The sequence below is a fragment of the Mesorhizobium sp. M7A.F.Ca.US.010.02.1.1 genome (genome assembly GCF_004023085.1).
In the GTDB taxonomy this organism is placed as follows: domain Bacteria; phylum Pseudomonadota; class Alphaproteobacteria; order Rhizobiales; family Rhizobiaceae; genus Mesorhizobium.
Genome location: NZ_RZRV01000015.1, coordinates 101675 through 128640 on the forward strand (window position 1 = coordinate 101675; position 26966 = coordinate 128640).

A 26966-nucleotide genomic window follows, 5' to 3' on the forward strand; every position below is an offset into this window, starting at 1 on the left:
CATCTCGGGAGGAGTATCATACCAGCATGACCAACCCAGCTGAAATCCTTGGCCTTCCGAAGCCCGCCTGGGCGGCGGACGAAGTCGGCATGCTCTACGACATGGCGCACCGCTTCATGTCGGAGGAGATCGCGCCGCGTTACGACGAGTTCGAAAAGAACGAGATGGTCGATCGCGAAAGCTGGCTGAAGGCAGGTTCCGCCGGCCTGCTCTGCGCCTCGATGCCGGAGGAATATGGCGGTTCCGGCGGCACATTCGCGCATGAGAGCGCTATCATCGAGGCCATCGGCCATGTCGGTGTCGACGGGTTCGGCATCGGCCTGCACAATTCGATCGTCGCCCCTTATATCCTCCACTACGGCTCCGAGGAGCAGAAAAAGAAATGGCTGCCGAAACTGGCGACCGGCGAGCTGATCGGCGCCATCGCCATGACCGAGCCCGGCGCCGGCTCCGACCTGCAGGGCGTCCAGACGCGGGCGCAGAAGGATGGCAATCAATACAAGATCAACGGTTCCAAGACCTTCATCACCAATGGGCAGCTTGCGAACTTCATCATCGTCGTCACCAAGACCGATCCGGAGAAGGGCGCCAAGGGCACCTCGCTGATCGTCGTCGAGACCGACGAGGTCGAAGGTTTTCAGCGCGGCCGTAACCTCGACAAGATCGGGCTCAAGGCCAACGACACGTCGGAGCTGTTCTTCAACGACATGCGCGTGCCGACCTCCAACCTGCTCGGCCACGAGGAAGGGCAGGGCTTCGTACAGTTGATGCAGCAACTGCCGCAGGAGCGACTGCAGATCGGCACCGGCGCCATTGCGATGATCGAGCGGGCGCTGGCACTGACTATTCGTTACGTCAAGGAGCGCAAGGCGTTCGGCAAGGCGATCATCGATTTCCAGAACACCCAGTTCAAGCTGGCCGAACTCAAGACCGAGGCCACCATCGGCCGCGTCTTCTACAATGATTGCGTCACCCGCCACATCGCCGGCGGCCTCGATCCTGTGACCGCGTCGATGGCCAAGTACTGGCTCAGCGACCTGCAGGGAAAAGTCGTCGACGAATGCCTTCAACTGCATGGCGGCTATGGCTACATGAATGAATATCCGATCGCCCGCATGTTCCGCGACGCTCGCGTCCAGCGCATCTACGGCGGCACCAATGAGATCATGAAATTGCTGATCGGCCGCTCTCTCTGAGGGCAACGACCGGCAAACCCAAGGAGCAAGCAATGGCTGAAGCTTATGTCTATGACGCTGTGCGCACACCGCGCGGCAAGGGCAAGAAGGACGGATCGCTGCACGAGGTGCCGGCGGTGCGGCTTGCCGCCAAGACGCTCGAGGCGCTGCGCGACCGCAATGGGCTCGACACCGGCAATGTCGATGACATCATCTTCGGCTGCGTCGATCCGGTCGGCGAAGCCGGCTCGGTCATTCCGCGCGCCGCCGCCTTCGAGGCCGGCTACGACACCAAGGCGCCCGGCATGCAGATCTCACGCTTCTGCGCTTCCGGGCTCGACGCCATCAATTTCGGCGCCGCCAAGATCGCGCAGGGCGCCGATGAGATCGTCATTGCCGGCGGCGTGGAATCGATGTCGCGTGTCGGCATGGGCGCCTCGGGCGGCGCCTGGTTCATGGATCCTTCGGTCGGCCTGCCCGGCTGGTTCGTGCCGCAAGGCATCTCGGCCGACCTGATCGCCACCAAATACGGCTTCAGCAGAGACGACGTCGACGCCTATGCGGTCGAGAGCCAGAAGCGCGCCGCCAAATCCTGGGCCGATGGCCGCTTCAAGAATTCCGTCGTCCCGATCAAGGACCAGAACGGCCTGACCATCCTCGACCATGACGAACATATGCGCCCGTCCACCGACATGCAGTCGCTGGCCTCGCTCAACCCGTCCTTCGTCATGCCAGGCGAAATGGGCGGCTTCGATGCCGTCGCCGTGCAGAAGCATCCCGAGGTGGAAGAGGTCAATCACGTCCACCATGCCGGCAATTCGTCCGGCATCGTCGACGGCGCCGCCGCCGTGCTGCTCGGTTCGAAGAAGGCGGGCAAGGCGATGGGGCTGAAGCCGCGCGCGCGCATTCGTACCTTCGCCAACATCGGCTCCGAGCCGGTGCTGATGCTGACCGGCCCGGTCGACGTCACCGAGAAGCTGTTGAAGCGCGCCAAGATGAAGCTCTCGGACATCGACCTGTTCGAGCTCAACGAAGCCTTCGCTTCGGTGGTGCTGCGCTACATGCAGGCGTTCGACATCGATCACGACAAGATCAACGTCAATGGCGGCGCTATCGCTATGGGTCATCCGCTCGGCGCCACCGGCGCGATGATCTTCGGCACGGTGCTGGACGAACTCGAGCGCCGCGATCTCAACACCGCTCTGGTGACGCTGTGCATCGGCGCCGGCATGGGAACCGCAACCATCATCGAACGCGTCTGACGGGGAGAGAAACGATGAGCTACACCAATTTCACCCTCGACATCGACGCCGACGGCATTGCGCTGGTTACCTGGGACATGCCTGGCCGTTCGATGAACGTCTTCACCGAGGAAGCGATGCGGGAATTGAACGCCATCGTCGACAAGGTGGCTGGTGACGCCGCCATCAAGGGTGCGGTGATCACCTCCGGCAAGGACACCTTCTCCGGCGGTGCCGACATCACCCTGCTGCAGAAGATGCTGACGACCTTCGCCGCGGAAAAGGGCAAGGACGCCGAAAAGGCGACCAAGGCGCTGTTCGACAATGCCGGCATGATGACCGGCCTGTTTCGCAAGCTGGAAACTTGCGGAAAGCCGTGGGTGTCGGCGATCAACGGCACCTGCATGGGCGGCGCCTTCGAATTGTCGCTCGCCTGCCACGGCCGTGTCGCCGCCGACAGCGACAAGGTGAAGATGGCGCTTCCGGAGGTGAAGATCGGCATCTTCCCGGGCGCCGGCGGCACCCAGCGCGTGCCGCGGCTGACCGATCAGCAGCAGGCGCTGCAGATGCTGACCTCCGGCCAGACACTGTCGCCGCAGAAGGCCAAGTCTATGGGCCTGATCCATGAGATCGCCGAGCCGGTCAGATTGGTCGAGACCGCCAAGGCGATGATCAGGAACGGCCTGAAGCCGGTCGCTCCTTGGGACGAGAAGGGTTTCAAGCTGCCCGGCGGCCCGATCTACTCGGTGGCGGGCGCCAATCTGTGGCCACCGGCCATCGCCATCCTGCGTCGCGAGACCTACGGCAACTATCCCGCCGCCGCCGCGATCCTCAAATGCGTCTATGAAGGCCTGCTGGTGCCGTTCGACACCGCCTTGCGCATCGAGCAGCGCTATTTCACCGAGATCATGCAGACCAGGGAAGCGGCGGCGATGATCCGCTCGTTGTTTGTGTCGCTGCAGGAACTGAACAAGGGCGCCCGCCGCCCAGCCGGCGTGCCCGAAACCAAGTTCAAGAAGGTCGGCATTCTCGGGGCCGGCTTCATGGGCGCGGGCATCGCCTATGTCACCGCCAAGGCCGGCATCCCGGTGGTGCTGCTCGACCGTGATCTGGAGTCGGCTACCAAGGGCAAAGCGCATTCCGACGGCCTGATCTCGGATCAGGTTAAGAAGGGCCGCGCCAAGCCGGAGGACAAGGACAAACTGCTGTCGCTGATCACGCCGACGGCGGACTATGCCGACCTTGCCGGCTGCGATCTGGTGGTCGAGGCCGTTTTCGAGGATTCGAGCGTGAAGAAGAGCGCCACCGAACAGGCGGAAGCCGTGCTGAAGCCATCGGCGATCTTCGCGTCGAACACCTCCACCATCCCGATCTCGTCGCTGGCCAAGAATTCGGCGCGGCCGAAGAATTTCATCGGCATCCATTTCTTCTCGCCGGTCGACAAGATGATGCTGGTCGAGATTATTTTGGGCAAGAAGACCGGCGACAAGGCGCTGGCCACCGCGATCGACTTCGTTCGCGCCATCAAGAAGACGCCGATCGTCGTCAACGACACGCGCGGCTTCTACGTCAATCGCTGCGTGCTGCGCTACATGTCGGAAGCCTACAAGATGCTGATCGAAGGCGTTCCCGCGCCGATGATCGAGAACGCGGCGAAGGCAGCCGGCATGCCGGTCGGCCCCCTGGCGCTGACCGACGAGACCGCCATCGACCTTGCCCAGAAGATCATGAAGCAGACCATCAGGGATTTGGGCGACAAGGCGGTCGATCCCAAGCAGATGGCGCTGATCAACACCATGGTCGACGATCACGGCCGCTTCGGCCGCAAGAACGGCAAGGGTTTTTACGATTACCCGGCAAAGCCCGCCAAGAAGAAGCTGTGGCCGGGCCTTAGGGATCTCTATCCGCAGCTTGCACCCGAGAAGGTCGATTATGGGGAACTGCAGCAGCGGCTGCTGGTCACCATCGCGCTGGAAGCGGCGCGGGTGATGGAAGAAGGCATCGTCACCGACCCGCGCGAGGCCGATGTCGGCTCGATCCTCGCTTTCGGCTTCGCTCCCTACACCGGCGGTGCGCTGTCCTACATCGACGGCATCGGCGCCAAGGCGTTCGTCAAGATCGCCAAGAACCTGCAGAAGAAATACGGCGCCGAGTTCAAGGCGCCCAAGCTGCTGCTCGACATGGCCGAGAAGGGCGAGAGCTTCTACCAGCGTTTCGATCCCTATGCGAAAGGCGACGTGAAGCAGGCAGCCTGACGCATGAGCAAAATCAAGCGTCTTGCAGCGACCTTTGCGCGTCCAAGAGGACACGGGGCGCTGTAATGTATGTCTGGGCGCGCATGGTGCGCATGATGGCCACGGCACGCAGCCGTGGCCCCTACGTGATGGGCGGCGAAGGCCGGCTGGCTTTCCGCTGCCTGCCGACCGACATCGATTTCAACATCCATCTCAACAATGCGCGATACATGATGCTGGCCGATCTCGGCCGCATCGACCTGTTTGTTCGTGCAGGCCTCATCACGCTGGCAAGGAAGAATGGCTGGGCGCCGATGATGGGCGGACTGCAGGCGGTCTATGCACGCGAGATCAGGCTGTGGCGCCGCTTCGAAGTGGTGTCCTCGATCGAGACCTGGGAAGGCACCCAGGTTGTCGGCAAGCACCGCTTCGTCCTCGACAATGGCGAGACGGCCGCGTTGATCCTGACGACAGCCGGCGTCTACGATCGCAAGGCTCGCAACTTTCTTGAGATTGACGAGGTCGTTGCGGCACTTGGTCGTGCCGTGAACCCGCGGCCACCGACGCAAACGGAGCGGATTTTCATGACATCGCACCAGGGTCTGCGCAGCTTGGCCAAGGGCGTCGATCGATCCCGGTAATCGGACTTTCCGCGATCGACGGGAACGTTTGCAACCACTCCACGACCGGTGGACAAAACGACATTCCAAGACTAGAAGGGAAAGGTATTTTTTCCTGCACCGAAGGAGAGCGAGCATGCTCTCGCACGACCGAGTCTGGGCTGCCATCGATGCTCTTGCCAAGCGCTATTCGCTTTCGGCCTCGGGTTTGGCCAAGCGTGCGGGGCTCGATTCCACTACCTTCAACAAGTCGAAGCGTTTGTCGTCGGATGGCCGGCCGCGCTGGCCCTCGACCGAATCACTGGCCAAGATCATCGAGGCGACGGGCGCCTCACTCGACGAATTCACCAGTCTGATCGAAGGCCGGCCCGGGATCAGCAATGGTGCCTCGACCAGCAATGCCGCTTCGGTCGCCCGCAGAAGCTCCGTGCCGTTGCTCGGCTTTGCCCAAGCCGGCGCAGGCGGCTTCTTCGACGATGCCGGCTTTCCAGTCGGGCAGGGTTGGGATCTGGTCGAACTGCCGGCGCAATCGACCGAGAGCTCCTACGCGCTGCAGGTGCAGGGCGATTCCATGCTGCCGCTCTACCGCAATGGCGACGTCCTCATCGTCGAACCGGGCGCCGTCACCCGCAAGGGCGATCGCGTCGTTGTCAAGACCACATCAGGCGAGGTGATGGCCAAGGTGCTCGAGCGCCAGAGCGTCAAGTCGATTGCGCTGGTCTCGCTCAATCCCGATCATCCCGACCGCGACATTCCCATGCGCGATGTCGAGTGGGTGGCGCGGATTGTCTGGGCAAGCCAATAGGTCAAGCTGGTGCGGCTTCTCCATCATGCGCTGGCGGTTCTGATGGTCCCTGTGATGGCGGCCATGGTCGTCACCGGCGGTCGCACGTTGAAAGGAAGTGAAAGCGTCATTGCCGTGGACCAGCTTGATCCGGGCGCCGATACGATGGCGCAGCAGGCTGCCGGGACGGTGCCGCAGGAGCCGGCCACCTCAGCCATCGCAGCTCCACAGCCGCCGAAGCCGGGGCCGCATTCAAGGGCAATCGATCCCGAAATCGTCGCGCCGCCGGAACTGCCCGCCGACGGGCTTGAACGGGTCGAGCCGCGCGAGCCGTTGAGCAAGCTCGCGCTGGCTGTGCCACCCAAGCCGAAAATGCCTGACGATTGGAACGGCACAAAGCTGTTCCAGCCGGTTGCGCCGGCCGCCGGCCTGATCGAGGCAAAGGGTTACTCGGTCGCGGTTTCCGGCATCGATATCGTCAGGCAGGACGAGACCTGCAGCGAGGACGGCAAGCCCTGGCCGTGCGGCGTCCGGGCGCGGACGGCGTTCCGCGCCTTCCTGCGCGGCCGCGCGGTGGTCTGCACGGTGCCGCCGCAGGGTGGCCGCGACCTGATCGCAGCCGAGTGCCGGATCGGCAAGCAGGATGTCGGTCAGTGGCTGGTCGAAAATGGCTGGGCGCGCGCCGCCAAGGGTGGGCCCTATGTCGAGGCCGGCGACAAGGCACGCACGGCGAAGAAGGGCATTTTTGGGTCGGCGCCGAACCTTTCCGGCCTGCCGGCGATGCCGGCCGCACCGAGCCCGGCGCCTCAGGCGCCGAGTTCGATCCTGGAAGAGGCCGACGGCGTGCTCAAGCCAGCTGACCAGCCAGCGCCCGCTCAATGAGCGCACGTGTCTCGGCAACGCCATAGAGTGCTGCGAACGAGCCGAAGCGCGGGCCGCGCTCCTGGCCGATCAGCACCTGGTAGATCATCTGGAAGAAGGCGCCCGATACGCCGGGGCCGCCTTCCGGGCTCTGCTTGGAATGATCCTGATAGCGCTCGATCCTGCGTGCGACATTGAGCGAGGCGTTCTGGATCGCTTCGCCGCTGGCGTCGGCCGGCAGCGCCCCAAGCGCTTCGTCGAGGGCTGCCAGCGCCTCGCGCTCGACCTCGTCGGCGGGCCGGAAGGTTTTCGTAGGCTTCACGAAATCGTCGAAATAGCGGATCGCATGGCCGACCAGCCGGTCGAGCTCGGGATGCGTCTTCGGTGTCACCCCCACCGTATGGCGCAAGATGAACCCCCACAGCACATCCTTGTTCTGCGCGTTGGAGGCGCTGACCAGATTGAGCAGCAGCGAGAACGGCACCGGCATGTCGATCGCGGGCGGGTTGCCGTCATGCATATGCCAGACCGGATTGCCCAGCCGTTCCTTCCAGTCCTGGCGGGGATAGGCGGCGAGGAACGTATAGTATTCGTCCACGGCCCGCGGGATGACGTCGAAATACAGCTTCTTGGCCTGCCGCGGCCGCTGGTACATGTAGAGCCCGAGGCTTTCGGTCGGCGCATAGGTCAGCCACTCGTCGATGGTCAGCCCGTTACCTTTCGACTTCGAGATCTTCTGGCCGTTCTCGTCGAGGAACAGTTCGTAGACGAAATGCTCCGGCGCCCGTCCGCCCAGAATGTTGCAGATGCGGTCGTAGACCACCGCATTGGTCTGGTGGTCCTTGCCGAACATTTCGAAATCGACGCCAAGCGCTGCCCAGCGCATGCCGAAATCCGGCTTCCACTGCAGCTTCACGCGGCCGCCGGTGATCGAAAGCGTGGTCTCGGTGCCCTCGTCGTCGAAGGTGATGGTGCCGGCCTTGGCGTCGACATGCTTCATCGGCACGTAAAGCACCCGGCCGCTCTTCGGCGAGATCGGCAGGAACGGGCTGTAGGTCGCCTGCCGCTCGGGCCCGAGCGTCGGCAGCATCACCGCCATGATCTGCTCATAGCGTTCGGCGGCGCGCAGCAGCATCGCGTCGAAACGGCCGGCCTTGTAGTATTGCGTCGCGCTGGCGAACTCGTAGTCGAAGCCGAACGTGTCGAGGAAGCGGCAAAGCATCGCGTTGTTGTGGTCGGCGAAGCTCGCATAGTCGCCGCCGAAGGGGTTGGGGACCGACGACAGCGGCTTGTGCAGATGCGGCTCGAGTGCGGCGCGATCCGGCACGCTGTCGGGTATCTTGCGCATGCCGTCCATATCGTCGGAAAAGCACAGCAGCTTGGTCGCGACCTTGTCCTGCGTCAGGACGCGGAAGGCATGGCGCACCATCGAGGTGCGCGCCACCTCGCCGAACGTGCCGATATGCGGCAGGCCGGACGGCCCGTAGCCGGTCTCGAACAGGATTGTTTGCGGGAAGTCGGCGCCTTTGTAGCGCTCGATGATCTTTTTGGCTTCTTCGAACGGCCATGCCTTGCTTTCGGTCGCGGCCGCCAGCAGCTCGGGGTTGAGATCGATGATGTTTGATCCCGCCATGTCACAATTTTCCAAATCATTTGCCGGCCCGAAGGCGGGCCGCAGCAAGGGTTTTTCATCCGGTCTCTAGGCGTGCAGCGCCGGAGCGTCAACGCGTGCGGCGCTTTTTCCTTGCGGTGCAGAACGGGCGTTCCTAACTTCGAGGCCCGGTTCAAGGAGAAAAAATTGCCGACACCTCATGAAGCCCTGATCTATCTGATGGTCATCACCTCGGCCTCCGACCGCGACATGACCGATGTCGAACTGGCGCGGATCGGCGAGGTCGTCCGCTCCTGGCCGGTGTTCGAGGACTTCAACCACGACAGGCTTGTCGGCGTCGCCCAGGACTGCCAGAAGCGCCTGCACGAAAAGCATGGGCTGGAGGGCGTGCTGGCTGAAGTCGCCGAGGTCTTGCCTGAGCGGCTGCGCGACACCGCCTATGCCGCCGCCTTCGAGGTTGCCGCCGTCGACCTCGAAATGCGCATGGAAGAGGTGCGGGTGCTGCAGCTGATCCGGCGGCAGCTCGACCTCGACACGCTGACGGTTGCTGCCATCGGCCGCGCGGCCAAGGCGCGGCTGCGCACGCTGACCTGAAAGTCCTTGGCCGGGCGTTGTTGAGATTCGGCTCTGGCCGGCAAAGCTGACCGGAACCGGTTCAGAAAAAGCTCACCGGAAAATAGCGCAGATAAAATTCGGCGAACGTGCCTTTCATCGAAATTTCCTGCAGCGCGTAATCGATCGCGGCGGCCAGCGCCGGATTGTCCGCTTTGGTGGCGATGGCCATGCCGGTGCCCAAATATTCGGGCGCCAGATAGGGCCCGCCGGCAAAGCGGCAGCAGCCCGCCGCGTCCGAGCCGCCCAGCCAGAAAGCCAGGCGCATGCCGTCGCCGAAGGTGGCGTCGACCTTGCCGGCCTTGAGATCGGCATAGAGGTCTTCCGGCCTGTCGAAAGGGATGACCTGAACCGTGCTGAAATAGTCGCGCAGCATGCGCTCATGCGCCGAGCCTGATATCACGCCGACACGCTTGCCGTGCAATTTGTCAAAGACGGGCTCGGTCAGTGCCTTGCTCTTCGGCATGATGAAGCGCGCCGGAAACTGCAGATAGGAGCGCGAGAAGGCGTAGGTCGTGCGCGATTGCGGTGTTGCGGCGATGCCGGCGATGATCGCCTCGCCTTCGTCTTTCCGCAGTGCGCCTTCCAACTCGGCCCAGGGCAGGGCCTGGATCTGGCATTTTTCGACGATGCCAAGCTCGGCGCAGATGGCACGTGCCAGATCGATATGGAAGCCGGACAGCTTTCCCGCACCGTCGAGGAAGTTGAAGGGCGGGAAGTCCGTGGTGGTCAGGAACCTCAGCCGGGGCAGCGTCGAAAGGTCTGGTTTGGGCAGCCGCTCCTTGGCATCCCACAGCATCGGAACCTGAGGCGCCGCGGCGCGCGCGCCGTCGGCGAACGACAGCAAACCGATCAGCATCGCAAAGGCGAAGGATCTCCACCGGAACGCCAAGATAAAACTCCGCCACAGTCGTGCTCGCACCGGTTTTGGTACGAAAATGGTACAGGCACAATGGTTTTTGATTTCAACCCGCCGATTTCAGGATATGATTCAGCCGGTTTGCAAATCAGCTCCGGCCGCCTCGGTGAGGGAAGCCACAAAATAAGTATGCGATTTGCAATCCGTGGTCGGTGGCGAAGTGTAAATCAGGCACGCATCATTGGCCGCAATGCACGAGGCAACATGGGGTTGATGTTGCGATGGGTCAGTTCGATCGCACGCTGGAATACATAGACCAACTGCAGCACGCCGCAACGGCGGCGGCGGTCTGTGAAAGGCTGCTGGGCATAACATCGGATTTCGGGCTCACCGCGTTGATGGCGGGAACCGTACCGCAGCCAGGCACGCCGGCTGGCCAGCAAAAGCAGCATGTGCTTCTCTGCGATTGGCCGGGAGAGTGGCTGGAACGCTATGTCGCGCGCAACTATGTCGATCATGACCCCGTCGTCAGCCATATGAAACAGTTGCAGGCGCCCTTCCAATGGCACGAGGCGTCGCAAGGCATTCGCATCGACAAGAGCAGCGGCGAAGTGATGGGCGATGCCGGCGCCTTCAAACTGCGTGATGGATTGGCCTTTCCGTTGATCACGCTCGACGGCCAGATCGTCATGGTGTCGCTCGGCGGCGAGGCCGTGGAATTGTCCGTCGCTGAATTCGGCCAGGTGTCGCTGGTCTCGACCTACGCGGTTGGCCGCGCCATGCAACTCCACACCATGGCGAACAACACCATCGATCATATCGTGCTAACGCCGCGCGAGCGCGAATGCCTGCAATGGGCCGCCGTCGGCAAGTCCGAATGGGAGATTTCGCAAATCCTCGGCATTTCCGAACACACCTCGGAGAAACATCTTCTTAACGCCAAAAGCAAACTAGGTGCCGTCAACAGGGTGCAGGCCGTCGCGGAAGCGATACGGCGCGGCTACATTAGTTAGGTCGGCCGTGCCGACCTGGAATTTTTGCCTACGCGATCACGCAATTTTCTCATCAAAGCACGGCCGTATCTTCCTCTGAACGCAGGAGACGGCGGAATGCTTTTTTCCCTTACAACCCATGAATTGATGGAACGTCCCGACCTTTGGGAGGCCGTCCATCGGTTGCGCTACAAGATATTCGTCGAAGAGATGGGGTGGGATGACCTCAGGCGCCCCGACGGGCTCGAACTCGACCAGTTCGATCACGACGAGGCGGTCCATCAGATCGTCATCAGGGGCGGTGAAGTGGCAGGTTATCAGAGGATGTTGCCGACGACGCGGCCACATCTGCTGACCGAGGTCTTGACCGATCTTTCCGAAGGAACGCCGCCATCGGGTCCAAACATCTGGGAATTGACCCGCTACGCGGTGGCTCCCGGTTTTCGTGACGGCCGTCGCGGCGTTTCGACCGTCGGCACCGAACTGATTGCCGGTTTCGTCGAGTGGGGGCTGAAGCGCGGCGTTGACAAGGTGATCATCGAGTTCGAGCCGATGTGGGTGCTGCGCGCCTTGCAACTGCATTTCCTGGCGACCCCGCTGGGCTATCAGCGCACCTATGGCAACCAGCAGGTCGTCGCCACTTTGCTGACCTTCAACGAACACACCCTCGATGTGGTGCGGTCGCGCCGCAATCATTTTGCTCCCGTGCTGGCCAGGGGATATCCTGACATGCTCGGGCAAAGGCGTGCGTCATGAGATCGGAGACAGCCATGAGCACACATCCGCAACCTGAACTTCGCAACCACACGCTGGTCGTCACCGTGTCGTCGAGTGACGGCCGGCCGGTGCTGGACAGGAGGGCCTATGAAAGCCTGGCAAGGACCTTCCATGAAGCCGCCGATAATGAGGAGGTTCGCGTCGTCGTGCTGCGCGGCCTGGCAGGCTGTTTCTGCCTGGGCGGCGACTTCTCCGAATTCCTCGACGCCACCAAGCACCAGAAACTGATTGCCGCCGTCACCGACCTGTTCCGCACGCTGGCGACGTTTCCCAAGCCCATCCTTGCCTGCGTCGATGGCGATGCCGTCGGTGTCGGCTGCACCATCCTGTTCCATTGCGACATGGTGATCGCGTCCGATGAGAGCACGTTCAGGGTGCCGTTCGTCGATTTCGGCCTGGTGCCGGATGCGGCGACCAGCATCCTGGCGCCGCAGAAGCTCGGCTATGCCGGTGCCTTCCGCTTCTTCTGCCTCGGCGACACGCTTCGCGCCGAAGATGCCAGGGCGCTCGGCCTTGTCGCGGAGATCGTGCCGGGAGGCACCGTCGAGGAGGCGGCTCTCGGCCGGGCAAGACAACTCGTCAAGAAGCCGGTCGCCGCCTTGCTGCAGACGCGCGGCCTGCTGAAGGGGAACACCGAGGCCCTCTGCGACCGCATCGATCAGGAGATTTCGCTTTTCCAGCAGGCGCTGCAGGACGACACCACGCTGCGGCGATTGCAGCGCATCGCCCGGCTCGCGGCCTGAGCGAAAGCATCAAGGAACGCGCCGCGCGGCCAAGGCCGCGCGGCGCGGAAGCGTCAATCCTGCTTGCCGAGGAATGACGGCCCTTCGCCGATGATCTTCTTGTCTTCCTTGCCGATGATTTCGAGATCGCGCCCCTCATAGGGCAGAGACGACAGGATGCGCCGCATGATCGCCAGCCGCGCGCGCCGCTTGTCATTGGCCCGTACGATGATCCACGGCGCGAATTCCTTGTGGGTGCGCTCGAACATTGTGTCGCGCACCTTGGTGTAGTCGTCCCACTTGGTGATGCCTGCAACGTCGATGGGGGAAAACTTCCAGCTCTTCAGCGGGCTGTAGCGGCGGTCGTGGAAGCGCTCGAGCTGCGTTTCCCGGCCGATGTTCAGCCAGAATTTGAAAAAGTGGATGCCCTCGTTGGAGATCATCCGTTCGAAATGCGGCGTCTCGTCGAGAAACTGCTCGTGCTGCTGCGGGGTGCAGAAACCCATCACCGGCTCGACACCGGCGCGGTTGTACCAGGACCGGTCGAAAGTGACGAATTCGCCTGAAGTCGGGAAGTGGTCGACATAGCGCTGGTAGTACCATTGACCAAGCTCGGTCGGGGTCGGCTTGGTCAGCGCCACGTTGCGTGCCGTGCGCGGATTGAGGTACTGGCGCACCACGAAGATCGTGCCGCCCTTGCCGGCAGCGTCGCGGCCCTCGAACAGCGCCATCACCCGTTTGCCGGTCGACTGCAGCCAGGCCTGCGCCTTGACCAGCTCGATCTGCAGCTTCTCGAGCATCTCGTCATACTCGTCGCTTTTCATCTTCTTGTCGTAGGGATAGCCGCCGGCGGTCAGCTTGTTGTCCTCGACCCAGTCGGGAAGCACGGGATTATCGATGTCGAACTCCCTCTCCTTGCCGCCGATCCTGATCTTCAGCGGCCCCGAAGTTGGCGCGGCGGGACTTTCCTTGGCTTTTTTCATCGAGACGAACCCTTTCCAGCTTCCGGACTCATGCTATGGGGAGCCACTACAGCGCCGCGCGTCCGTTTGGATGCGCAAAGGACGCTGTAGCACTTTTAATTTGCGCATGATCCTTTCCGAAAATCGATTCCCGATTTTCGGGGTCATGCGGCAAGCGGTCTGGTGGAAGTTTTCCGCCACCGTGCGACCGGGTGCGAAGACATTGGGGGGCAGGTCACGAGCGAATGGCTGACCTGGACACAGAGCAGAGAGGCGTCACGCAAACCATGGCCGCACGGCTGTGGAATAGCCGCTGGCTGCTTGCGGCCGGTATTGTTGCGGTTCTCGCTGTTTATGCCTTGGCCGGGATTTCAGCCTATGTCGTCCCCGCGGCGCTGCTGTTGCTGCTTGCAGCGGCTATACTGCCGACCGCCGCCGCGCGCCAATCCACCGACAGCGGCGCTGCCATCGAGGCCATCGGCCTGCAGCGGCTCTCGGGTGAATATCTGGCCGCCGCCGTCGCCGATCCGCTGATCATCTTCGACCGGGCTGCCACCATCGTCCATGCCAACGCCGCCGCCTTCGCCGCTTTCGGTGGCATCGCGCCAGGCATGTCGCTGTCGCTGAAATTCCGGGCGCCGGAGATGCAGACCCTGCTGGATGGCGTGCTATCGGGCGATGTCGCCTCCGATGTCGTCGACTACATGGAGAAGCTGCCGGTCGAACGTGCCTACCGGGTGAGCGTGTCCTCGGTCGGTCACGCCACCGATCTCTATGTGCTGGTGTTCAAGGACCAGAGCGAAGCACGCAGGATAGACCGCATGCGCGCCGACTTCATCGCCAATGCCAGCCACGAATTGCGCACGCCGCTCGCCTCCATCGCCGGCTTTATCGAAACGCTGCGCGGACCAGCCCGCAATGACGCGGCGGCGCGCGACCAGTTTCTGCAGATCATGCAGAGCCAGACCGGTCGCATGGCGCGTCTGATCGACGATTTGTTGTCGCTGTCGCGGCTCGAGATGAAACCCTATCTGAAGCCGGGAACCGAGGTGGACCTGCGCCAGACCGTCGACAGCGTCATCGACTCGCTCGGACCGCTGGCCAGCGAAAACGCCGTTGCCATCGAGCGGCACTACGCCGATGGGCCGCTTCATGTGCCTGGCGATCGCGATGAGCTTTTCCAGGTTTTCGAGAACCTCCTGGAAAACGCCTGCAAATACGGGCAGTCGGGTGGGCGCGTGGTTGTATCCATAGCGCATGGCGATGCCGGATCAGAGCCGGGCATCGACGTGACGATCAGGGACTTTGGCCCCGGCATTCCCGAGGAGCACATTCCGCGCATTACCGAGCGCTTCTACCGCGTCGACGTCGAGACCAGCCGGACCCAGAAAGGCACCGGCCTCGGCCTGTCGATCGTCAAGCATATCCTGACGCGCCACAACGCCCGGCTTTCGATCAAGTCCGAAGTCGGCAACGGCGCGGCATTCTCGGTTCATTTGCCGACGCACTGATATCGCCCTAATTCAAGGGGACTGTTTCTTTTTTCTGTCATCCGGCTAGCGTATCAGCGGGGATTCGAGGAAACGACTCAAAAATCAAAACACCCCGTGGGAAGGCATTTTGCCATGCAGTCCGTGCACATCGTCAGCGCTTATGACGAGGAGTTGAAATATCTGTCGAAGCGTATCGCCGCGATGGGCGGCCATGCCGAGCGCATGGTCGAACAGGCGGTCGCCGCTCTCGTCAATGCCGACCCAGGCCTTGCCCAGAAGGTCATCCGCGACGATACCGTACTGGACGAGGGCCAGCGCGAAATCGACGACAAGGCGATCATCATCATTGCCAAGCGTCAGCCGATGGCGGGGGATTTGCGCGAGATCGTCGGGACCATTCGCATCTCCGCCGACCTCGAACGGGTTGGCGATCTCGCCAAGAACGTTGCCAAGCGGGTGGTCGCCGTCACCGACGGACGCCAGCCGACCAGCCTGTTCCGCGGCCTCGAGGCTTTGTCCAACCTGGCGTTGACCCAGCTCAAGGAAGTGCTCGACGTCTACGCGTCTCGCTCGGTGGAGAAAATCGGCTTCGTGCGCGATCGTGACGACCAGATCGACGCCATGTACACATCGCTGTTTCGCGAATTGCTGACCTACATGATGGAAGATCCGCGCAACATCACGCCCTGCACGCATCTGCTGTTTTGCGCCAAGAACATCGAGCGTATCGGTGATCACGCCACCAACATAGCCGAGACCATCTACTACATCGTCACCGGCGATCAGTTGCCGGCTGAGCGGCCCAAGGGCGACAAGACTGACAAAATCAGCCTTTCCGGGACGCAGCCGGTGAAGTGAACGCGCCTCTCGAACCGTAATCCGATTTACGCTAAGCTTTCCGGGCTTTGCTCTATCCTCGTCCGTGGATTTGCTCCGGGAGGTCGTGATGGAAAATGTTCGGAACCTGACCCCGGCGACTGGACCGATATCCGGCATTATCGCTTGCGGCGTCTACACGGCCGGGCGCCGCATCGCCGACATTCCCATCGAGGAAGCCGGCGAATGGGCAAAGAAATCCGGTCATGTCGTCTGGATCGGCCTGTTGGAGCCCGACCGTAACCTGTTGCTGCGCGTCCAGGCGCAGTTTCACCTGCATGAGCTGGCGATCGAGGATGCCGAGCACCCGCACCAGCGGCCGAAGATCGAGCAATATGGCGACGCCTTGTTCATCGTCGCTCGCACCGCGCAGCTGATCGACGGCCGGGTCACCTTCGGCGAGACCCATTTGTTTGTTGGCTCAGGCTACATCGTCAGCGTCAGGCACGGTCCTTCGACGTCCTATGCCGCCGTTCGTCAGCACTGGGAAAGCTGCCCGCATTCGCTGGCCAAGGGCGAGGATTTCGTCCTTTATGCCATTCTCGATTTCATCGTCGACAATTACATGCCGGTGCTCGAGCAGATCGAGGACGAAGTCGAGGCGATCGAGGACAAGGTTCTGCTGAAGCCGATGACCGCTCCCGACATCGAACGGCTCTATATGCTGCGCCGCGATCTCCTGCGCCTGCGCAATGCTGCGCTTCCGCTGGTCGAAGTCTGCCGACGGCTGACCAGCGCCGAGCTGCCGCAGATACACACCGCCATGCATCCGCTGTTCCGCGACGTCACCGATCACATCCGCACCGTCCAGGAGAAGATCGACAGCCTGCGCGAGGTGCTGGCGTTCGCTTTCGAGGCGAGCTTGCTGGTCGGCCAGAGTCAGGAAACCGCGAACACCAAGAAGCTCGCCTCTTGGGCCGCAATCCTGGCGGTGCCGACGGCGCTCGCCGGCATCTACGGCATGAATTTCAGCGACATGCCGGAACTGAAGATGGAATACGGCTATCCGGTTGTTCTGGGCGCCATCGTGCTGATCTGCACGTTTCTTTACTGGCGGTTCAGGAAGAACGGGTGGCTGTGAGGGTAGGCAGTAGGCAGTAGGCAGTAGGCAGTAGGCAGTAGGCAGTAGGCAGTAGGCAGTAGGGCAAGAAATTCAGAGCATATTGCCCCTACTGCCTAGTCCCTACTGCCCAATCCCTAACTATCGGCTCCGCCGCCGCTCCGATGCCGGCTGGAACGCCACGCGGGCGTGGTACTTGCAGTAGGGTCCGGTTTCGGCGGCATCGTTGCCGCAGAAATGGAAGTCCTCTGAAAGCGGGTCGCCGTTCGGCCATTTGCAGGTCCGCTCGGTCAGCTCGACCAGCTGCAGATGCCGCGAGATCGGCAGCACGACATTTTCGACCGGACGGATGTAATGGCGTGCCACGGGTTCGGCGTCGAACTGCGTCTGCAAGGCGGTCGCGCCGATCGATGTCGTGACATGGCGTGCCGTGGTTGCTGCACGTGATACCGATTTCTGGACGGTTGATCCTTGTGCCGCCTTCTTCTGGCGTGCCGGCGTGGCGGTCGAGCGACCGCGGCCCGACAGTTTCAGCCGATGCACCTTCCCGATGACCGCATTGCGGCTGACCCCTCCAAGCTGCGCAGCAATCTGGCTTGCGCTCAGACCCTCCGACCACAGTTTTCTCAAGAGTTCTACCCGCTCGTCAGTCCAGTTCATGAGACCGCGCTCCTCTAAGCGTGCGGCAATCGGAATCCTTCTCCCGACCCGGCAACATTTGCCGGGGCAGACACCACATATATCTGGTGATTAGGTCCGCCGCACGAAATCTAGTTATTTCTCGACTACAACTACTCTATGCGCTGACTCGGTGACAAGAGTCCCAAGTGCAACACGAATCGGTTTTTTCGGTTTTCCCCAACTTGCCCGGTCGCTTATGAGCCGGCGTCCCGTCAGGGGGCTTGCCGCGCGCCACTACGCGACGTTTTCGTTGACTTCATGGCCGAAAAACAGGATAAGCCGCACAGGCCGCCGCTTTGGCGGCTTTTTTGATTTCCGGTACCGGAGACGCATATAATGAGCGGTTCGGCGCTTTACGAGACCTTTGCTCGCGCACCCCTGGCCTTCGACCGCGGGGAAGGCACCTGGCTGATTACCGACAAGGGCGAGCGATATCTCGACTTTGCCGGCGGCATCGCCGTCAATTCGCTGGGCCACGGTCATCCGCATCTGGTCGCCGCACTCACCGAGCAGGCCGCCAAGCTGTGGCATGTCTCCAACCTCTACGAGATCCCCGGGCAGAACCGGCTCGGCGAGCGGCTGGCCGACGCCACCTTCGCCGACAAGGTGTTCTTCACCAATTCCGGCGCCGAGGCGCTGGAATGCGCGATCAAGACGGCACGGCGCTACCATTTCGTCAACGGACATCCCGAGCGCTTCCGCGTCATCACCTTCGAAGGGGCCTTCCATGGCCGCACGCTGGCGACCATCGCGGCCGGCGGCCAGTACAAATATCTCGAGGGCTTCGGCCCCAAGGTCGAAGGTTTCGATCAGGTCGGCTTCGACGACATCGACGCCGCCGAAAAGGCGATCACGCCGGAGACGGCCGCGATCCTGATCGAGCCGGTGCAGGGCGAGGGCGGTATCCGCCCGGTGCCGACGCAGTCGCTGAAGCGGCTCAGGCAATTGTGCGAGCAGCACGGCCTGCTGTTGATCTACGACGAGGTCCAGTGCGGCATCGGCCGCACCGGCAAGCTGTTCGCGCATGAATGGTCAGGTGTAACGCCAGACATCATGGCGATCGCCAAGGGTATTGGCGGCGGCTTCCCGATGGGCGCCTGCCTTGCCACGGATGAAGCGGCCGTCGGCATGACCGCTGGCGTGCATGGCACCACGTTCGGCGGCAACCCGCTTGCCATGGCTGTCGGCAACGCCGTGCTCGATGTCGTGCTGGAAGACGGCTTCCTCGAAGATGTCCAGCGCAAGGCGCTGCTGATGAAGCAGGGGCTGGCGTCGGTCGCCGACGAGTTTCCCGAAATCATCGAGGACATCAGGGGTGCCGGGCTGATGCTCGGGCTCAAATGCGCCATGCCCAACACCAAGGTGAACATGGCCTTGCGCGACCAGCACCTGCTGGCGGTTCCGGCCGGCGACAACGTCATTCGCCTGTTGCCGCCGCTCACCGTCACCGACGCCGAGATCCATGACGCGCTCAACCGCATTCGCGCCGGCGCCAAGGGCCTGGCGGAGGCGATCACTTCCGCCGCGGCGAAGTAATCCGGAACCATTGCTGATGTCAGTTCGCCATTTCACCGATCTTTCCGCCGTTTCCGAAGGCGATCTGCGCTTGATGCTGGACGATGCGGTGGTGCGAAAGGCCCGGCTCAAGGCCGGCGAGCGCACCAAACCGCTCGAAGGCAAGGTGCTGGCAATGATCTTCGACAAGCCGTCGACGCGCACGCGCGTCTCCTTCGACGTCGGCATGCGGCAGCTCGGCGGCGAGACCATCATGCTGACCGGCACCGAGATGCAGCTCGGCCGTTCCGAGACCATCGCCGACACCGCCAAGGTGCTGTCGCGCTATGTCGATGCGATCATGATCCGCACCACCTCGCATGAGCGGCTGCTGGAATTGACCGAGAACGCCACCGTGCCGGTGATCAACGGATTGACCGACGATACCCATCCCTGCCAGTTGATGGCCGATATCATGACCTTCGAGGAGCATCGCGGTCCGGTCGCCGGAAAGACCATCGCCTGGACCGGCGACGGCAACAATGTGCTGCATTCGCTGATCGAGGCCTCGGCGCGATTCCGCTTCAACCTCAACGTCGCCGTGCCCGAAGGCAGCGAGCCGGCGCAGAAGCACATCGACTGGTCGCAGGCGCACGGCGGCAAGCTGCACTTCACCCGCTCGCCCGAGGAGGCCGTCGACCAGGCCGACTGCATCGTCACCGATTGCTGGGTGTCGATGGGCCAGGAGCATCGCGCCCGCGGCCACAATGTGTTCTCGCCCTATCAGGTCAATGCCAAGCTGATGGCGAAGGCCAAGCCGGACGCGCTGTTCATGCACTGCCTGCCGGCGCATCGCGGCGAGGAAGTGACAGACGAGATCATCGACGGACCGCATTCGGTGGTCTTCGACGAGGCCGAGAACCGGCTCCATGCCCAGAAGGCCGTGCTCGCCTGGTGCCTCGGCGCTTGATCTCCGGAGGTGTGATGCCTATCTGCGGGCCATCACGCAAAAACAGCGCGTTTCGACGCATGCGCCCCGGAGGGCGGCATGGCCGCGCCCCGGAGCTTTGTCATGTTGGAAACCTATCAAGTGACTGAACATCACCCCAAACTCGGCGAATTCGGCTATGCCGGCGACGATCACGTCGTGCCGTTCGAGGTCGGCCCTCTCGATGTGCGAGGCCGCACGGTCCAACTCGGGCCGATGCTGGACGCCATCCTCAGCCGCCACGATTATCCCGAGCCGGTCGCCCGCCTGCTGGCGGAGGCCTGTGTGCTGACCGTGCTGCTCGGCACTTCGCTGAAGTTCGAGGGCAAATTCATCCTGCAGACCCGCACCGACGGGCCTGTCGACATGCTGGTCGCCGATTTTTCCACGCCCTCGGCATTGCGCGCCTATGCGCGTTTCGATGCCGACCGGCTGAAAGCGCTGGTCGCGGCCGGCGAAACCTCGCAGCAGACGCTGCTCGGCAGCGGCGTGCTGGCGCTGACCATCGACCAGGGCGCTCACACGCAGCGCTATCAGGGCATCGTCCAGCTCGACGGCGAGACGCTGGAGGATGCTGCGCGCACCTATTTTCGCCAGTCGGAGCAGATCCCGACGGATCTCAGGCTGTCGGTGGCCAAGCTTTTGACGCCCGGTCCTGGCGGTGCCCGCGAGCAGTGGCGCGCCGGTGGTATCCTGGCGCAGTTCCTGCCGCAGTCGCCCGAGCGCATGCGCGTCCCGGACCTGCCGGGTGGCGATGGCGATCCGCGCGAGGAGGTCCACGACCCGGTCGACAATTCCTGGCAGGAGTTGCTGGCGCTGCTCGGTACGATCGAGCCGACCGAACTGATCGACCCGACGATCGGCGCCGAGCGGCTGCTCTACAGGCTGTTCCACGAGCATGGCGTGCGCGTCTTCGGCGGCGTTCCGGTCGCCGACCAGTGCTCGTGCTCCAGGGACAAGATCCGCGGCATCCTCGAGGGTTTTTCCGCGCAGGAGATCAAGGACAGTACAGAGGACGGCGGCATCCACGTCGCCTGCGAATTCTGCTCGAAGCAATATGACTTCGATCCGGCGGAATTTGCGGCCCAGTAGAGAAAAAACCACGCCTCACTGGCCGCGGAGCGGCCGGTGAGGCGAAATCAATTCACCGTCCGCCGCGTCCCCGGCAGATCCAGCGAAAACGCCGGAATGGCGATGTCGAACGTCTCGCCCCGCTTGTTGCGCATCGTGTAGTGCCCGACCATGATGCCGGATGGTGTCGAGAGCGGGCAACCGGACGTGTACTGGTAGCTGTCGCCGGGATTGAGTTCGGGCTGGTCGCCGACCACGCCGGGGCCACGCACTTCCTCGACCCGGCCGGTGCCGTCGGTGATGTGCCAATAGCGCGACAGAAGCTGCACGAAATCGTCCGACTGATTGTCGATCGTTATCTGATAGCCCCAGACATAGCGGTTCTCCGAGGGATCCGAGCGGTCCTCGAGATAGAATGGCCTGACCTGCACTTCGATGTTGCGCGTGACGGCGCTATACATAAGCGGCTCCAAAACAATCCGGTAACTTTCGGCGCTCCACGCGGGCTGGTCAACGGTGCGCGTCCTGTCATTGCGGACCGAACCGCAGGTGGCGGCAAAGAATGTCATTTAAGTGACACATGACAATGATGGTGTGCGCCGACCAGTGCCGCGCGACTCGGGCGCTCTGTCGAACTGTTGAATCGGTCGTCATGCCAGCCAGATTGTTCTGGCGGACCGGTTTCCTGGAGTGACCGGATCTCGATGGAACTCACTCTCATAGCCGCCACGCTTTCAACTGCCCTCATTCTCTCAAATCTCGCCAGCATCGTGCTCGCCGCTTCGCGTCTGAAACGGCGCCGCACAATTGCGCCGCCGGCCGGCAAGCCGCGGCCGGTGTCGATCGTCGTGCCGTCGCGCGGCGTCGAGCCGTTCACGCAGGAGACGCTGGAGCGCGCCTTTTCGCTCGACTGGCCGCGCTACGAGCTGATTTTCTGCGTCGCCCATGCCGACGATCCGGTGGTCAAATTGATAAACAGGACGATCGTCCGGTTTCCGAAAGTGCCGGCCCGCCTGCTTGTCGGCGACGACCGCATCAGCGCCAATCCGAAACTCAACAATTGCGTCAAGGGCTGGGAAGCGGCGCGGCACGACTGGGTCGTCCTGGCCGATTCCAACGTGCTGATGCCGAGGGACTACATCCAGCACCTGATGGCTGCCTGGCGGCCCGGCACCGGCCTTGTCTGCTCGACGCCGATCGGCTCGCGGCCGGCCGGCTTCTGGGCCGAGGTCGAATGCGCTTTCCTCAACACGCTGCAGGCGCGCTGGCAATATGCCGGCGATGCGCTCGGCCTTGGCTTTGCCCAGGGCAAGAGCATGCTCTGGAACAAGCCGATGCTCGACGCCAATGGCGGCATCCGCGCGTTGGCCGCCGAGATCGCGGAGGATGCCGCCGCGACCAAGCTGGTGAACAGCCTCGGCTTGCGCGTCAATCTCGTCGCCGCCCCCTTCGAGCAGCCGCTTGGCCGGCGCTCGTTTGACGAGATCTGGTCGCGCCAGGCCCGTTGGGCGCGCCTGCGTCGCGTCACTTTCCCGCTGTTCTTCGCACCCGAAATCCTGACTGGCGCCGTGGTGCCGCTGGTGCTTGCGCTGATTGCCGCAGCCAGTGCCGGTTTCAGCCTCTGGGCAACAGCCCTTGCCGTATTGGCGGCCTTCTACCTTCCGGAGTGCGCCCTGGCCTGGTCCAAGGGCTGGTACCTGTCGCCACGCATGGTCGCTGCGATCGTGGCGCGCGACCTGATCCTGCCGGCGATGTGGGGGCGCGGCTGGCTCGGCGGCGCCGTCGACTGGCGCGGCAATGCGATGATCATCGGCACCAAGACGGCCGAGCTGGAAGAGACGCCGTCCGGCGCCTGAAGCGACTGGCCGGTCTGATCCTCTGGGATAATTATCGTATATACAGAAATGCTGTATTAGGCTCTATTTTTGTGTATACATAATTTATGTCGAAAACCTCTAAGACGATCGTACGCCGCGAGGCTGCTGCGCCCCAGCTGTCACGTGCTGACGCTTTGGCTTGGCCAAAAAGGCGCTTGCCGCAATGACCGACGAAGAAGATGCCAAGATCACCGCTGCGGCCGAAGCCGATCCGGATGCTCAGCCAACCGATGCCGTTTCGCGCCGCAAGGTTGGCCGGCCGCCGCTTGCCCGGCCCAAACGTGCCGTACAGCTACGCCTCGACGCCGACGTTCTCGACCGCTTCAAGGCCGCTGGCGATGGCTGGCAGACCCGCATGAACGAAGTGCTGCGCAAGGCGGTCGGCCTGTAATCCTGTGACGACGCTCGCGCGCTACCTGGCCTTCAGCGCCTGCGCGATGTCCTCGAGCAGATCGTCGGTGTCCTCCAGGCCGACCGAAAGCCTGAGCGTGCCCGGCCCGATGCCGAGCTCGGCGCGCGCCTCGTCGCTGAGGTTCTTGTGCGTCGTCGTCGCCGGGTGGGTGATCAGGCTCTTGGCGTCACCGAGATTGTTGGAGATCAAGACGATGTCGAGCGCGTTCTGCAAGGCAAAGGCCGCCTGCTTGCCGCCCTTGACGTCGAGGCAGATCAGCGTCGAGCCGCCCGCCATCTGCTTCTTGACGATATCAGCCTGCGGGTGGTCGGCGCGGCCGGGATAGATGACGCGGGCGATCTCCGGCCGCTCGGCCAGGAAATCCGCGATCCGGCCGGCACTTTCCGTCTGCTGGCGCACGCGCAGCGGCAGTGTTTCCAGGCCTTTCAGCAGCGTCCAGGCGTTGAAGGGCGACAGGCTTGGGCCGGTATGGCGGAAATAATCGTGCAGGTTCTCGTCGATCCACTTCTTGTCCGACAGGATCACGCCGCCGAGACAGCGCCCCTGGCCGTCTATGTGCTTGGTCGCCGAATAGACGACGATATGGGCGCCGAGCTGCAAGGGCTTCTGCTGCAGGGGCGTGGCGAAGACATTGTCGACGATCAGCCTTGCGCCGATCGAATTGGCAAGCGAAGCGACAGCGGCGATATCGACCACTTCCAGCGTCGGATTGGTCGGGCTTTCCAGGAAGAACAGCTTGGTGTTCGGCTTGACCGCCTTTTCCCAATTGGCGATATCCGTGCCGTCGACCAGCGTCGCCTCGATGCCGTATCTCGGCGCCAGCGTCTCGACCACCCAGCGGCAGGATCCGAACAGCGCACGCGCCGCCACGATGTGGTCGCCGGCCTTGGCGCTGCACAGAAGGGCGGCCGTCACCGCGGCCATGCCGGAGGCGGTGGCGCGGGCATCTTCGGCGCCTTCCAGCGCGCACATGCGCTTTTCGAACATGTCGACGGTCGGATTGGCGTAGCGCGAATAGATGAAGCCTGGCTCCTCGCCCTTGAAACGGGCTTCGGCGGCCTGTGCCGTTTCGTAGACATAGCCCTGGGTCAGGTAAATCGCTTCCGACGTTTCGCCGAAACCGGAACGCAGCGTTCCGCTGTGCACGAGTGCCGTCTGAGGCTTCCAGTTGTGCTTCTTGGTGCTCATCGCTTTTCTTCCAGACACAAAAAAACCGGCCGCGAAAGTCGCAACCGGTCCATACGGCCTTGCGGCCCGACGGTCCTTTAGCGACTTGTTTAACGTGGCTGCAAGCCGACCGGCCAAATCACCACGGGATAACGACCCTTTAGACCCGCGCCACGCTTGCGTCAATTGCCGGCTTCATTAAGAGGTTTGTACCAAGCAGGTTCCGCAAAAGTGTTCCACGGTTTTGCGACCAGAACCTGCGACAAGAAAAACGTCTGACCTAGGAGTGGAGCCTTGCGGCAGACAGGCATTCTTCCCGATCAGGACATATCGGCGCTGTTCCAGTCCGGCGCGCTGAAGTCGGCGCGTGCGCTCGACGCCGACCAGATCCAGCCGGCCAGTCTCGATCTCAGGCTCGGCGACAAGGCCTGGCGGGTGCGGGCCTCCTTCCTGCCCGGCCCCAACCACAAGGTCTCGGAAAAGCTCGACCGGCTGCAGCTGCACGAGATCAATCTTGCCGAGGGCGCGGTGCTGGAGACCGGCTGCGTCTATATCGTGCCCTTGCTTGAAAGCCTGGCGCTGCCGGCGGGCATTTCGGCCTCGGCCAACCCGAAGAGCTCGACCGGGCGGCTCGACATCTTTACCCGGGTCATGACCGATCGCGGCCACGAGTTCGACAAGATCGCTGCCGGCTATCACGGCCCGCTCTTTCTGGAAGTCAGCCCGCGCACCTTCCCGATCGTCGTGCGCACCGGCTCGCGCCTGTCGCAAATCCGCTTCCGCACCGGCAATGCGCTGCTCTCGGAAGCCGAGCTGCACGACCTGCATCGCGCGCAGACGCTGGTCGCCACCGAGCCGCCGAATATTTCCGGCGGCGGCATCGCGCTGTCGATCGACCTCAACGGCGATCAGAACGGTCTGGTCGGCTATCGCGGCAAGCATCACACCGGCCTCGTCGATGTCGACAAGCGCGCGGCCCAGGAAGTCGTCGACTTCTGGGAGCCGATCCACAAGAGCGGCGCCGGCGAACTGGTGCTCGACCCCGACGAGTTCTACATCCTCGTCAGCCAGGAGGCGGTGCATGTGCCGCCGCTCTACGCCGCCGAGATGACGCCCTTCGATCCGCTGGTCGGCGAGTTCCGCGTCCACTATGCCGGCTTCTTCGATCCGGGCTTTGGCCATTCCGCGTCTGGCGGCACGGGCAGCCGGGCGGTGCTGGAAGTGCGCAGCCACGAAGTGCCGTTCATTCTCGACCATGGTCAGATCGTCGGCCGGCTGGTCTACGAGCACATGCTGAAGCGGCCGCAGGCGCTCTACGGCACCGATCTCGGCTCCAACTATCAGGCGCAGGGCCTGAAGCTGTCCAAGCATTTCCGCGCCGCGCGCTGAGCGCCGCCGTCAGGCAAAATACTTGCCTGTACCGGCTCGCCATGCTTGGCTGCCTTGCTGGTCGTCAAGATGCCGGCGTTCAAGGGGAACCAAGAAAATGCAGATTTCGAAATGGATCATATCGGCGGCAGGCGCTGCCATGCTGGTGATGGCGGCCGGCTCGCTTTCGCAGGCGCAGGAGAAAATCAAGATCGGCACGGAGGGCGCCTATCCGCCGTTCAACACCATTACCGCTGACGGCAAGGTCGAAGGCTTCGACATCGACATCGCCAATGCGCTGTGCGCGCAGATGAAGGTCGAATGCGAGATCGTCACGCAGGACTGGGACGGCATCATTCCCGCTTTGCAGGCGAAGAAATTCGACGCCATCATCGCCTCGATGAGCATCACCGAGGAGCGCAAGAAGCAGGTCGCCTTCACCAACAAATATTATACGACACCGCTCGCCCTGGTGGCGCCGAAGGACAGCGACCTGACCTCGACCGAACCGGCGGCCCTTGCCGGCAAGACCGTCGGCGCCCAGGCTTCGACCACGCAGGCCGACTATGCCCAGAATGAATATGGCAAGGCGGGCGCGGAGGCCAAACTCTATCCGACCCAGGAAGAGGCGATCACCGACTTGACCAACGGCCGCCTTGACGCCGTGATCTCGGACAAGTTCGTGCTGATGGACTGGCTGAAGAAGGCAAGCGACGGCTGCTGCAAGCTGGTCGGCGACGTCAAGGGCACCGAAACGCAAGCCGGCATTGCCGTGCGCCTCGACGACACGGCCCTGCGCGACAAGCTCAACGCGGCCATCGACGCGATCGTCGCCGACGGCACCTACAAGAAGATCCAGGCCAAGTATTTCGACTTCGATATCTATTGAAGCAGCAATCTCCCCCCTTTGAGGGGGAGATGGCCGGCAGGCCAGAGGGGGTCGGTTCGACCGGATGCAACCTTCTTGCGACAGTTGGCGCTTCACGCGAGGCGACCCCCTCTGTCGCCTTTGGCGACATCTCCCCCTC

Annotated in this window: 26 protein-coding genes and 1 riboswitch; of the genes, 20 read left to right on the forward strand and 6 right to left on the reverse strand. The window is 62.8% G+C overall.

Annotated elements, in window-relative coordinates; translation table 11 throughout:
- Positions 1-26 precede the first annotated feature (26 nt).
- The 6 genes from EOA19_RS17915 (at position 27) to EOA19_RS17940 (ending at position 6936) form a co-directional block, all read left to right on the forward strand.
- Positions 27-1196, forward strand: a complete 1170-nt coding sequence (locus tag EOA19_RS17915; RefSeq protein ID WP_128304355.1) for an acyl-CoA dehydrogenase family protein — start codon at positions 27-29, stop codon at positions 1194-1196.
- Positions 1197-1228: 32 nt separating this feature from the next.
- Positions 1229-2437: an acetyl-CoA C-acetyltransferase gene (locus tag EOA19_RS17920; RefSeq protein ID WP_127295300.1), complete on the forward strand. Its 1209-nt coding sequence runs from the start codon at positions 1229-1231 to the stop codon at positions 2435-2437.
- Between the two features lie 14 nt (positions 2438-2451).
- Positions 2452-4671 carry a 3-hydroxyacyl-CoA dehydrogenase NAD-binding domain-containing protein gene (locus tag EOA19_RS17925; protein ID WP_128304356.1) on the forward strand — a complete coding sequence of 740 codons (2220 nt, stop codon included), beginning with the start codon at positions 2452-2454 and terminating at the stop codon, positions 4669-4671.
- 65 nt (positions 4672-4736) lie between these two features.
- On the forward strand, positions 4737-5291 hold the full coding sequence (locus EOA19_RS17930; protein WP_023811352.1) for a thioesterase family protein: 555 nt from the start codon (positions 4737-4739) through the stop codon (positions 5289-5291).
- A gap of 115 nt (positions 5292-5406) precedes the next feature.
- Positions 5407-6075, forward strand: a complete 669-nt coding sequence (locus EOA19_RS17935) for a helix-turn-helix transcriptional regulator (protein WP_128304357.1) — start codon at positions 5407-5409, stop codon at positions 6073-6075.
- A gap of 9 nt (positions 6076-6084) precedes the next feature.
- Positions 6085-6936 carry a thermonuclease family protein gene (locus EOA19_RS17940; protein ID WP_348629843.1) on the forward strand — a complete coding sequence of 284 codons (852 nt, stop codon included), beginning with the start codon at positions 6085-6087 and terminating at the stop codon, positions 6934-6936.
- On the opposite strand, the gene EOA19_RS17945 is transcribed toward EOA19_RS17940, so the two are convergent.
- Positions 6902-8548 (reverse strand): lysine--tRNA ligase, encoded by a 1647-nt coding sequence (locus EOA19_RS17945; protein WP_128304358.1) that lies wholly within the window; start codon positions 8546-8548, stop codon positions 6902-6904. The two genes, EOA19_RS17940 and EOA19_RS17945, sit on opposite strands and share 35 nt — an antisense overlap.
- Positions 8549-8713: 165 nt before the next feature.
- Here EOA19_RS17945 and EOA19_RS17950 point away from each other — a divergent pair, with 165 nt between their 5' ends.
- Positions 8714-9121 carry a tellurite resistance TerB family protein gene (locus EOA19_RS17950; protein WP_281040482.1) on the forward strand — a complete coding sequence of 136 codons (408 nt, stop codon included), beginning with the start codon at positions 8714-8716 and terminating at the stop codon, positions 9119-9121.
- 61 nt (positions 9122-9182) lie between these two features.
- On the opposite strand, the gene EOA19_RS17955 is transcribed toward EOA19_RS17950, so the two are convergent.
- Positions 9183-10031 carry a transporter substrate-binding domain-containing protein gene (locus tag EOA19_RS17955; RefSeq protein WP_128304360.1) on the reverse strand — a complete coding sequence of 283 codons (849 nt, stop codon included), beginning with the start codon at positions 10029-10031 and terminating at the stop codon, positions 9183-9185.
- A gap of 248 nt (positions 10032-10279) precedes the next feature.
- Between EOA19_RS17955 and EOA19_RS17960 the strand changes: the two genes are divergently transcribed.
- The 3 genes from EOA19_RS17960 (at position 10280) to EOA19_RS17970 (ending at position 12510) form a co-directional block, all read left to right on the forward strand.
- Positions 10280-11011, forward strand: a complete 732-nt coding sequence (locus EOA19_RS17960) for a LuxR family transcriptional regulator (protein ID WP_128304361.1) — start codon at positions 10280-10282, stop codon at positions 11009-11011.
- A gap of 96 nt (positions 11012-11107) precedes the next feature.
- Positions 11108-11746 (forward strand): acyl-homoserine-lactone synthase, encoded by a 639-nt coding sequence (locus EOA19_RS17965; protein WP_128304362.1) that lies wholly within the window; start codon positions 11108-11110, stop codon positions 11744-11746.
- Between the two features lie 14 nt (positions 11747-11760).
- A complete protein-coding gene (locus EOA19_RS17970; protein WP_013533649.1) occupies positions 11761-12510 on the forward strand; it encodes an enoyl-CoA hydratase-related protein in 750 nt (249 codons plus the stop codon).
- Positions 12511-12563: 53 nt separating this feature from the next.
- On the opposite strand, the gene ppk2 is transcribed toward EOA19_RS17970, so the two are convergent.
- Complete coding sequence (gene ppk2, locus EOA19_RS17975) at positions 12564-13472, reverse strand: polyphosphate kinase 2 (protein ID WP_023811346.1); 909 nt, start codon at positions 13470-13472, stop codon at positions 12564-12566.
- Positions 13473-13696: 224 nt separating this feature from the next.
- On the opposite strand from ppk2, the gene EOA19_RS17980 reads away from it, so the two are divergent.
- From EOA19_RS17980 to EOA19_RS17990, 3 genes are all read left to right on the forward strand, one after another.
- Positions 13697-14962, forward strand: coding sequence for an ATP-binding protein (locus tag EOA19_RS17980; RefSeq protein ID WP_128304363.1), 1266 nt, complete (start codon positions 13697-13699; stop codon positions 14960-14962).
- Between the two features lie 114 nt (positions 14963-15076).
- The gene (gene phoU, locus EOA19_RS17985; RefSeq protein ID WP_128304364.1) at positions 15077-15802 is read left to right on the forward strand and encodes a phosphate signaling complex protein PhoU; all 726 of its coding nucleotides are present in this window, start codon (positions 15077-15079) and stop codon (positions 15800-15802) included.
- An 88-nt stretch (positions 15803-15890) separates the two neighbouring features.
- On the forward strand, positions 15891-16901 hold the full coding sequence (locus EOA19_RS17990; protein ID WP_128304365.1) for a magnesium and cobalt transport protein CorA: 1011 nt from the start codon (positions 15891-15893) through the stop codon (positions 16899-16901).
- Between the two features lie 120 nt (positions 16902-17021).
- On the opposite strand, the gene EOA19_RS17995 is transcribed toward EOA19_RS17990, so the two are convergent.
- Positions 17022-17540 carry a GcrA family cell cycle regulator gene (locus tag EOA19_RS17995; protein WP_023811342.1) on the reverse strand — a complete coding sequence of 173 codons (519 nt, stop codon included), beginning with the start codon at positions 17538-17540 and terminating at the stop codon, positions 17022-17024.
- A 357-nt stretch (positions 17541-17897) separates the two neighbouring features.
- On the opposite strand from EOA19_RS17995, the gene EOA19_RS18000 reads away from it, so the two are divergent.
- The 3 genes from EOA19_RS18000 (at position 17898) to EOA19_RS18010 (ending at position 21135) form a co-directional block, all read left to right on the forward strand.
- The gene (locus EOA19_RS18000; RefSeq protein ID WP_128304366.1) at positions 17898-19097 is read left to right on the forward strand and encodes an aspartate aminotransferase family protein; all 1200 of its coding nucleotides are present in this window, start codon (positions 17898-17900) and stop codon (positions 19095-19097) included.
- A gap of 16 nt (positions 19098-19113) precedes the next feature.
- On the forward strand, positions 19114-20025 hold the full coding sequence (argF, locus tag EOA19_RS18005; protein ID WP_128304367.1) for an ornithine carbamoyltransferase: 912 nt from the start codon (positions 19114-19116) through the stop codon (positions 20023-20025).
- Positions 20026-20103: 78 nt separating this feature from the next.
- Entirely contained in the window at positions 20104-21135 is a 1032-nt protein-coding gene (locus EOA19_RS18010) for an Hsp33 family molecular chaperone (RefSeq protein ID WP_128304368.1), read from the forward strand.
- 47 nt (positions 21136-21182) lie between these two features.
- Here the strand turns inward: EOA19_RS18010 and apaG are convergent, their stop codons facing one another.
- Positions 21183-21575, reverse strand: coding sequence for a Co2+/Mg2+ efflux protein ApaG (gene apaG, locus EOA19_RS18015; RefSeq protein ID WP_013533640.1), 393 nt, complete (start codon positions 21573-21575; stop codon positions 21183-21185).
- Positions 21576-21818: 243 nt separating this feature from the next.
- Between apaG and EOA19_RS18020 the strand changes: the two genes are divergently transcribed.
- Positions 21819-22970: a ceramide glucosyltransferase gene (locus EOA19_RS18020; protein WP_128304369.1), complete on the forward strand. Its 1152-nt coding sequence runs from the start codon at positions 21819-21821 to the stop codon at positions 22968-22970.
- 184 nt (positions 22971-23154) lie between these two features.
- Positions 23155-23382, forward strand: a complete 228-nt coding sequence (locus tag EOA19_RS18025) for a BrnA antitoxin family protein (RefSeq protein ID WP_127272043.1) — start codon at positions 23155-23157, stop codon at positions 23380-23382.
- 21 nt (positions 23383-23403) lie between these two features.
- Here EOA19_RS18025 and EOA19_RS18030 read toward each other — a convergent pair whose 3' ends face one another.
- Entirely contained in the window at positions 23404-24591 is a 1188-nt protein-coding gene (locus EOA19_RS18030) for an O-succinylhomoserine sulfhydrylase (protein WP_027039511.1), read from the reverse strand.
- A 57-nt stretch (positions 24592-24648) separates the two neighbouring features.
- A riboswitch (SAM riboswitch) is annotated at positions 24649-24726 on the reverse strand.
- A gap of 138 nt (positions 24727-24864) precedes the next feature.
- Between EOA19_RS18030 and EOA19_RS18035 the strand changes: the two genes are divergently transcribed.
- On the forward strand, positions 24865-25959 hold the full coding sequence (locus EOA19_RS18035; protein ID WP_023811336.1) for a 2'-deoxycytidine 5'-triphosphate deaminase: 1095 nt from the start codon (positions 24865-24867) through the stop codon (positions 25957-25959).
- Between the two features lie 97 nt (positions 25960-26056).
- Complete coding sequence (locus EOA19_RS18040) at positions 26057-26827, forward strand: ABC transporter substrate-binding protein (protein ID WP_128304370.1); 771 nt, start codon at positions 26057-26059, stop codon at positions 26825-26827.
- Positions 26828-26966 lie beyond the last annotated feature (139 nt).

Coding starts and splice junctions, on each gene's coding strand:
- EOA19_RS17930 (WP_023811352.1), top strand. CDS start 4,737: ATGTATGTCTGGGCGCGCATGGTGCGCATGATGGCCACGGCACGCAGC.
- EOA19_RS18040 (WP_128304370.1), top strand. CDS start 26,057: ATGCAGATTTCGAAATGGATCATATCGGCGGCAGGCGCTGCCATGCTG.
- apaG (WP_013533640.1), bottom strand. CDS start 21,575: ATGTATAGCGCCGTCACGCGCAACATCGAAGTGCAGGTCAGGCCATTC.
- EOA19_RS17920 (WP_127295300.1), top strand. CDS start 1,229: ATGGCTGAAGCTTATGTCTATGACGCTGTGCGCACACCGCGCGGCAAG.
- EOA19_RS17945 (WP_128304358.1), bottom strand. CDS start 8,548: ATGGCGGGATCAAACATCATCGATCTCAACCCCGAGCTGCTGGCGGCC.
- EOA19_RS17915 (WP_128304355.1), top strand. CDS start 27: ATGACCAACCCAGCTGAAATCCTTGGCCTTCCGAAGCCCGCCTGGGCG.
- EOA19_RS18030 (WP_027039511.1), bottom strand. CDS start 24,591: ATGAGCACCAAGAAGCACAACTGGAAGCCTCAGACGGCACTCGTGCAC.
- EOA19_RS18020 (WP_128304369.1), top strand. CDS start 21,819: ATGGAACTCACTCTCATAGCCGCCACGCTTTCAACTGCCCTCATTCTC.
- EOA19_RS17960 (WP_128304361.1), top strand. CDS start 10,280: ATGGGTCAGTTCGATCGCACGCTGGAATACATAGACCAACTGCAGCAC.
- EOA19_RS17980 (WP_128304363.1), top strand. CDS start 13,697: ATGGCTGACCTGGACACAGAGCAGAGAGGCGTCACGCAAACCATGGCC.
- argF (WP_128304367.1), top strand. CDS start 19,114: ATGTCAGTTCGCCATTTCACCGATCTTTCCGCCGTTTCCGAAGGCGAT.
- ppk2 (WP_023811346.1), bottom strand. CDS start 13,472: ATGAAAAAAGCCAAGGAAAGTCCCGCCGCGCCAACTTCGGGGCCGCTG.
- EOA19_RS17965 (WP_128304362.1), top strand. CDS start 11,108: ATGCTTTTTTCCCTTACAACCCATGAATTGATGGAACGTCCCGACCTT.
- phoU (WP_128304364.1), top strand. CDS start 15,077: ATGCAGTCCGTGCACATCGTCAGCGCTTATGACGAGGAGTTGAAATAT.
- EOA19_RS17990 (WP_128304365.1), top strand. CDS start 15,891: ATGGAAAATGTTCGGAACCTGACCCCGGCGACTGGACCGATATCCGGC.
- EOA19_RS17925 (WP_128304356.1), top strand. CDS start 2,452: ATGAGCTACACCAATTTCACCCTCGACATCGACGCCGACGGCATTGCG.
- EOA19_RS18025 (WP_127272043.1), top strand. CDS start 23,155: ATGACCGACGAAGAAGATGCCAAGATCACCGCTGCGGCCGAAGCCGAT.
- EOA19_RS18000 (WP_128304366.1), top strand. CDS start 17,898: ATGAGCGGTTCGGCGCTTTACGAGACCTTTGCTCGCGCACCCCTGGCC.
- EOA19_RS17995 (WP_023811342.1), bottom strand. CDS start 17,540: ATGAACTGGACTGACGAGCGGGTAGAACTCTTGAGAAAACTGTGGTCG.
- EOA19_RS17970 (WP_013533649.1), top strand. CDS start 11,761: ATGAGCACACATCCGCAACCTGAACTTCGCAACCACACGCTGGTCGTC.
- EOA19_RS18010 (WP_128304368.1), top strand. CDS start 20,104: ATGGCCGCGCCCCGGAGCTTTGTCATGTTGGAAACCTATCAAGTGACT.
- EOA19_RS17935 (WP_128304357.1), top strand. CDS start 5,407: ATGCTCTCGCACGACCGAGTCTGGGCTGCCATCGATGCTCTTGCCAAG.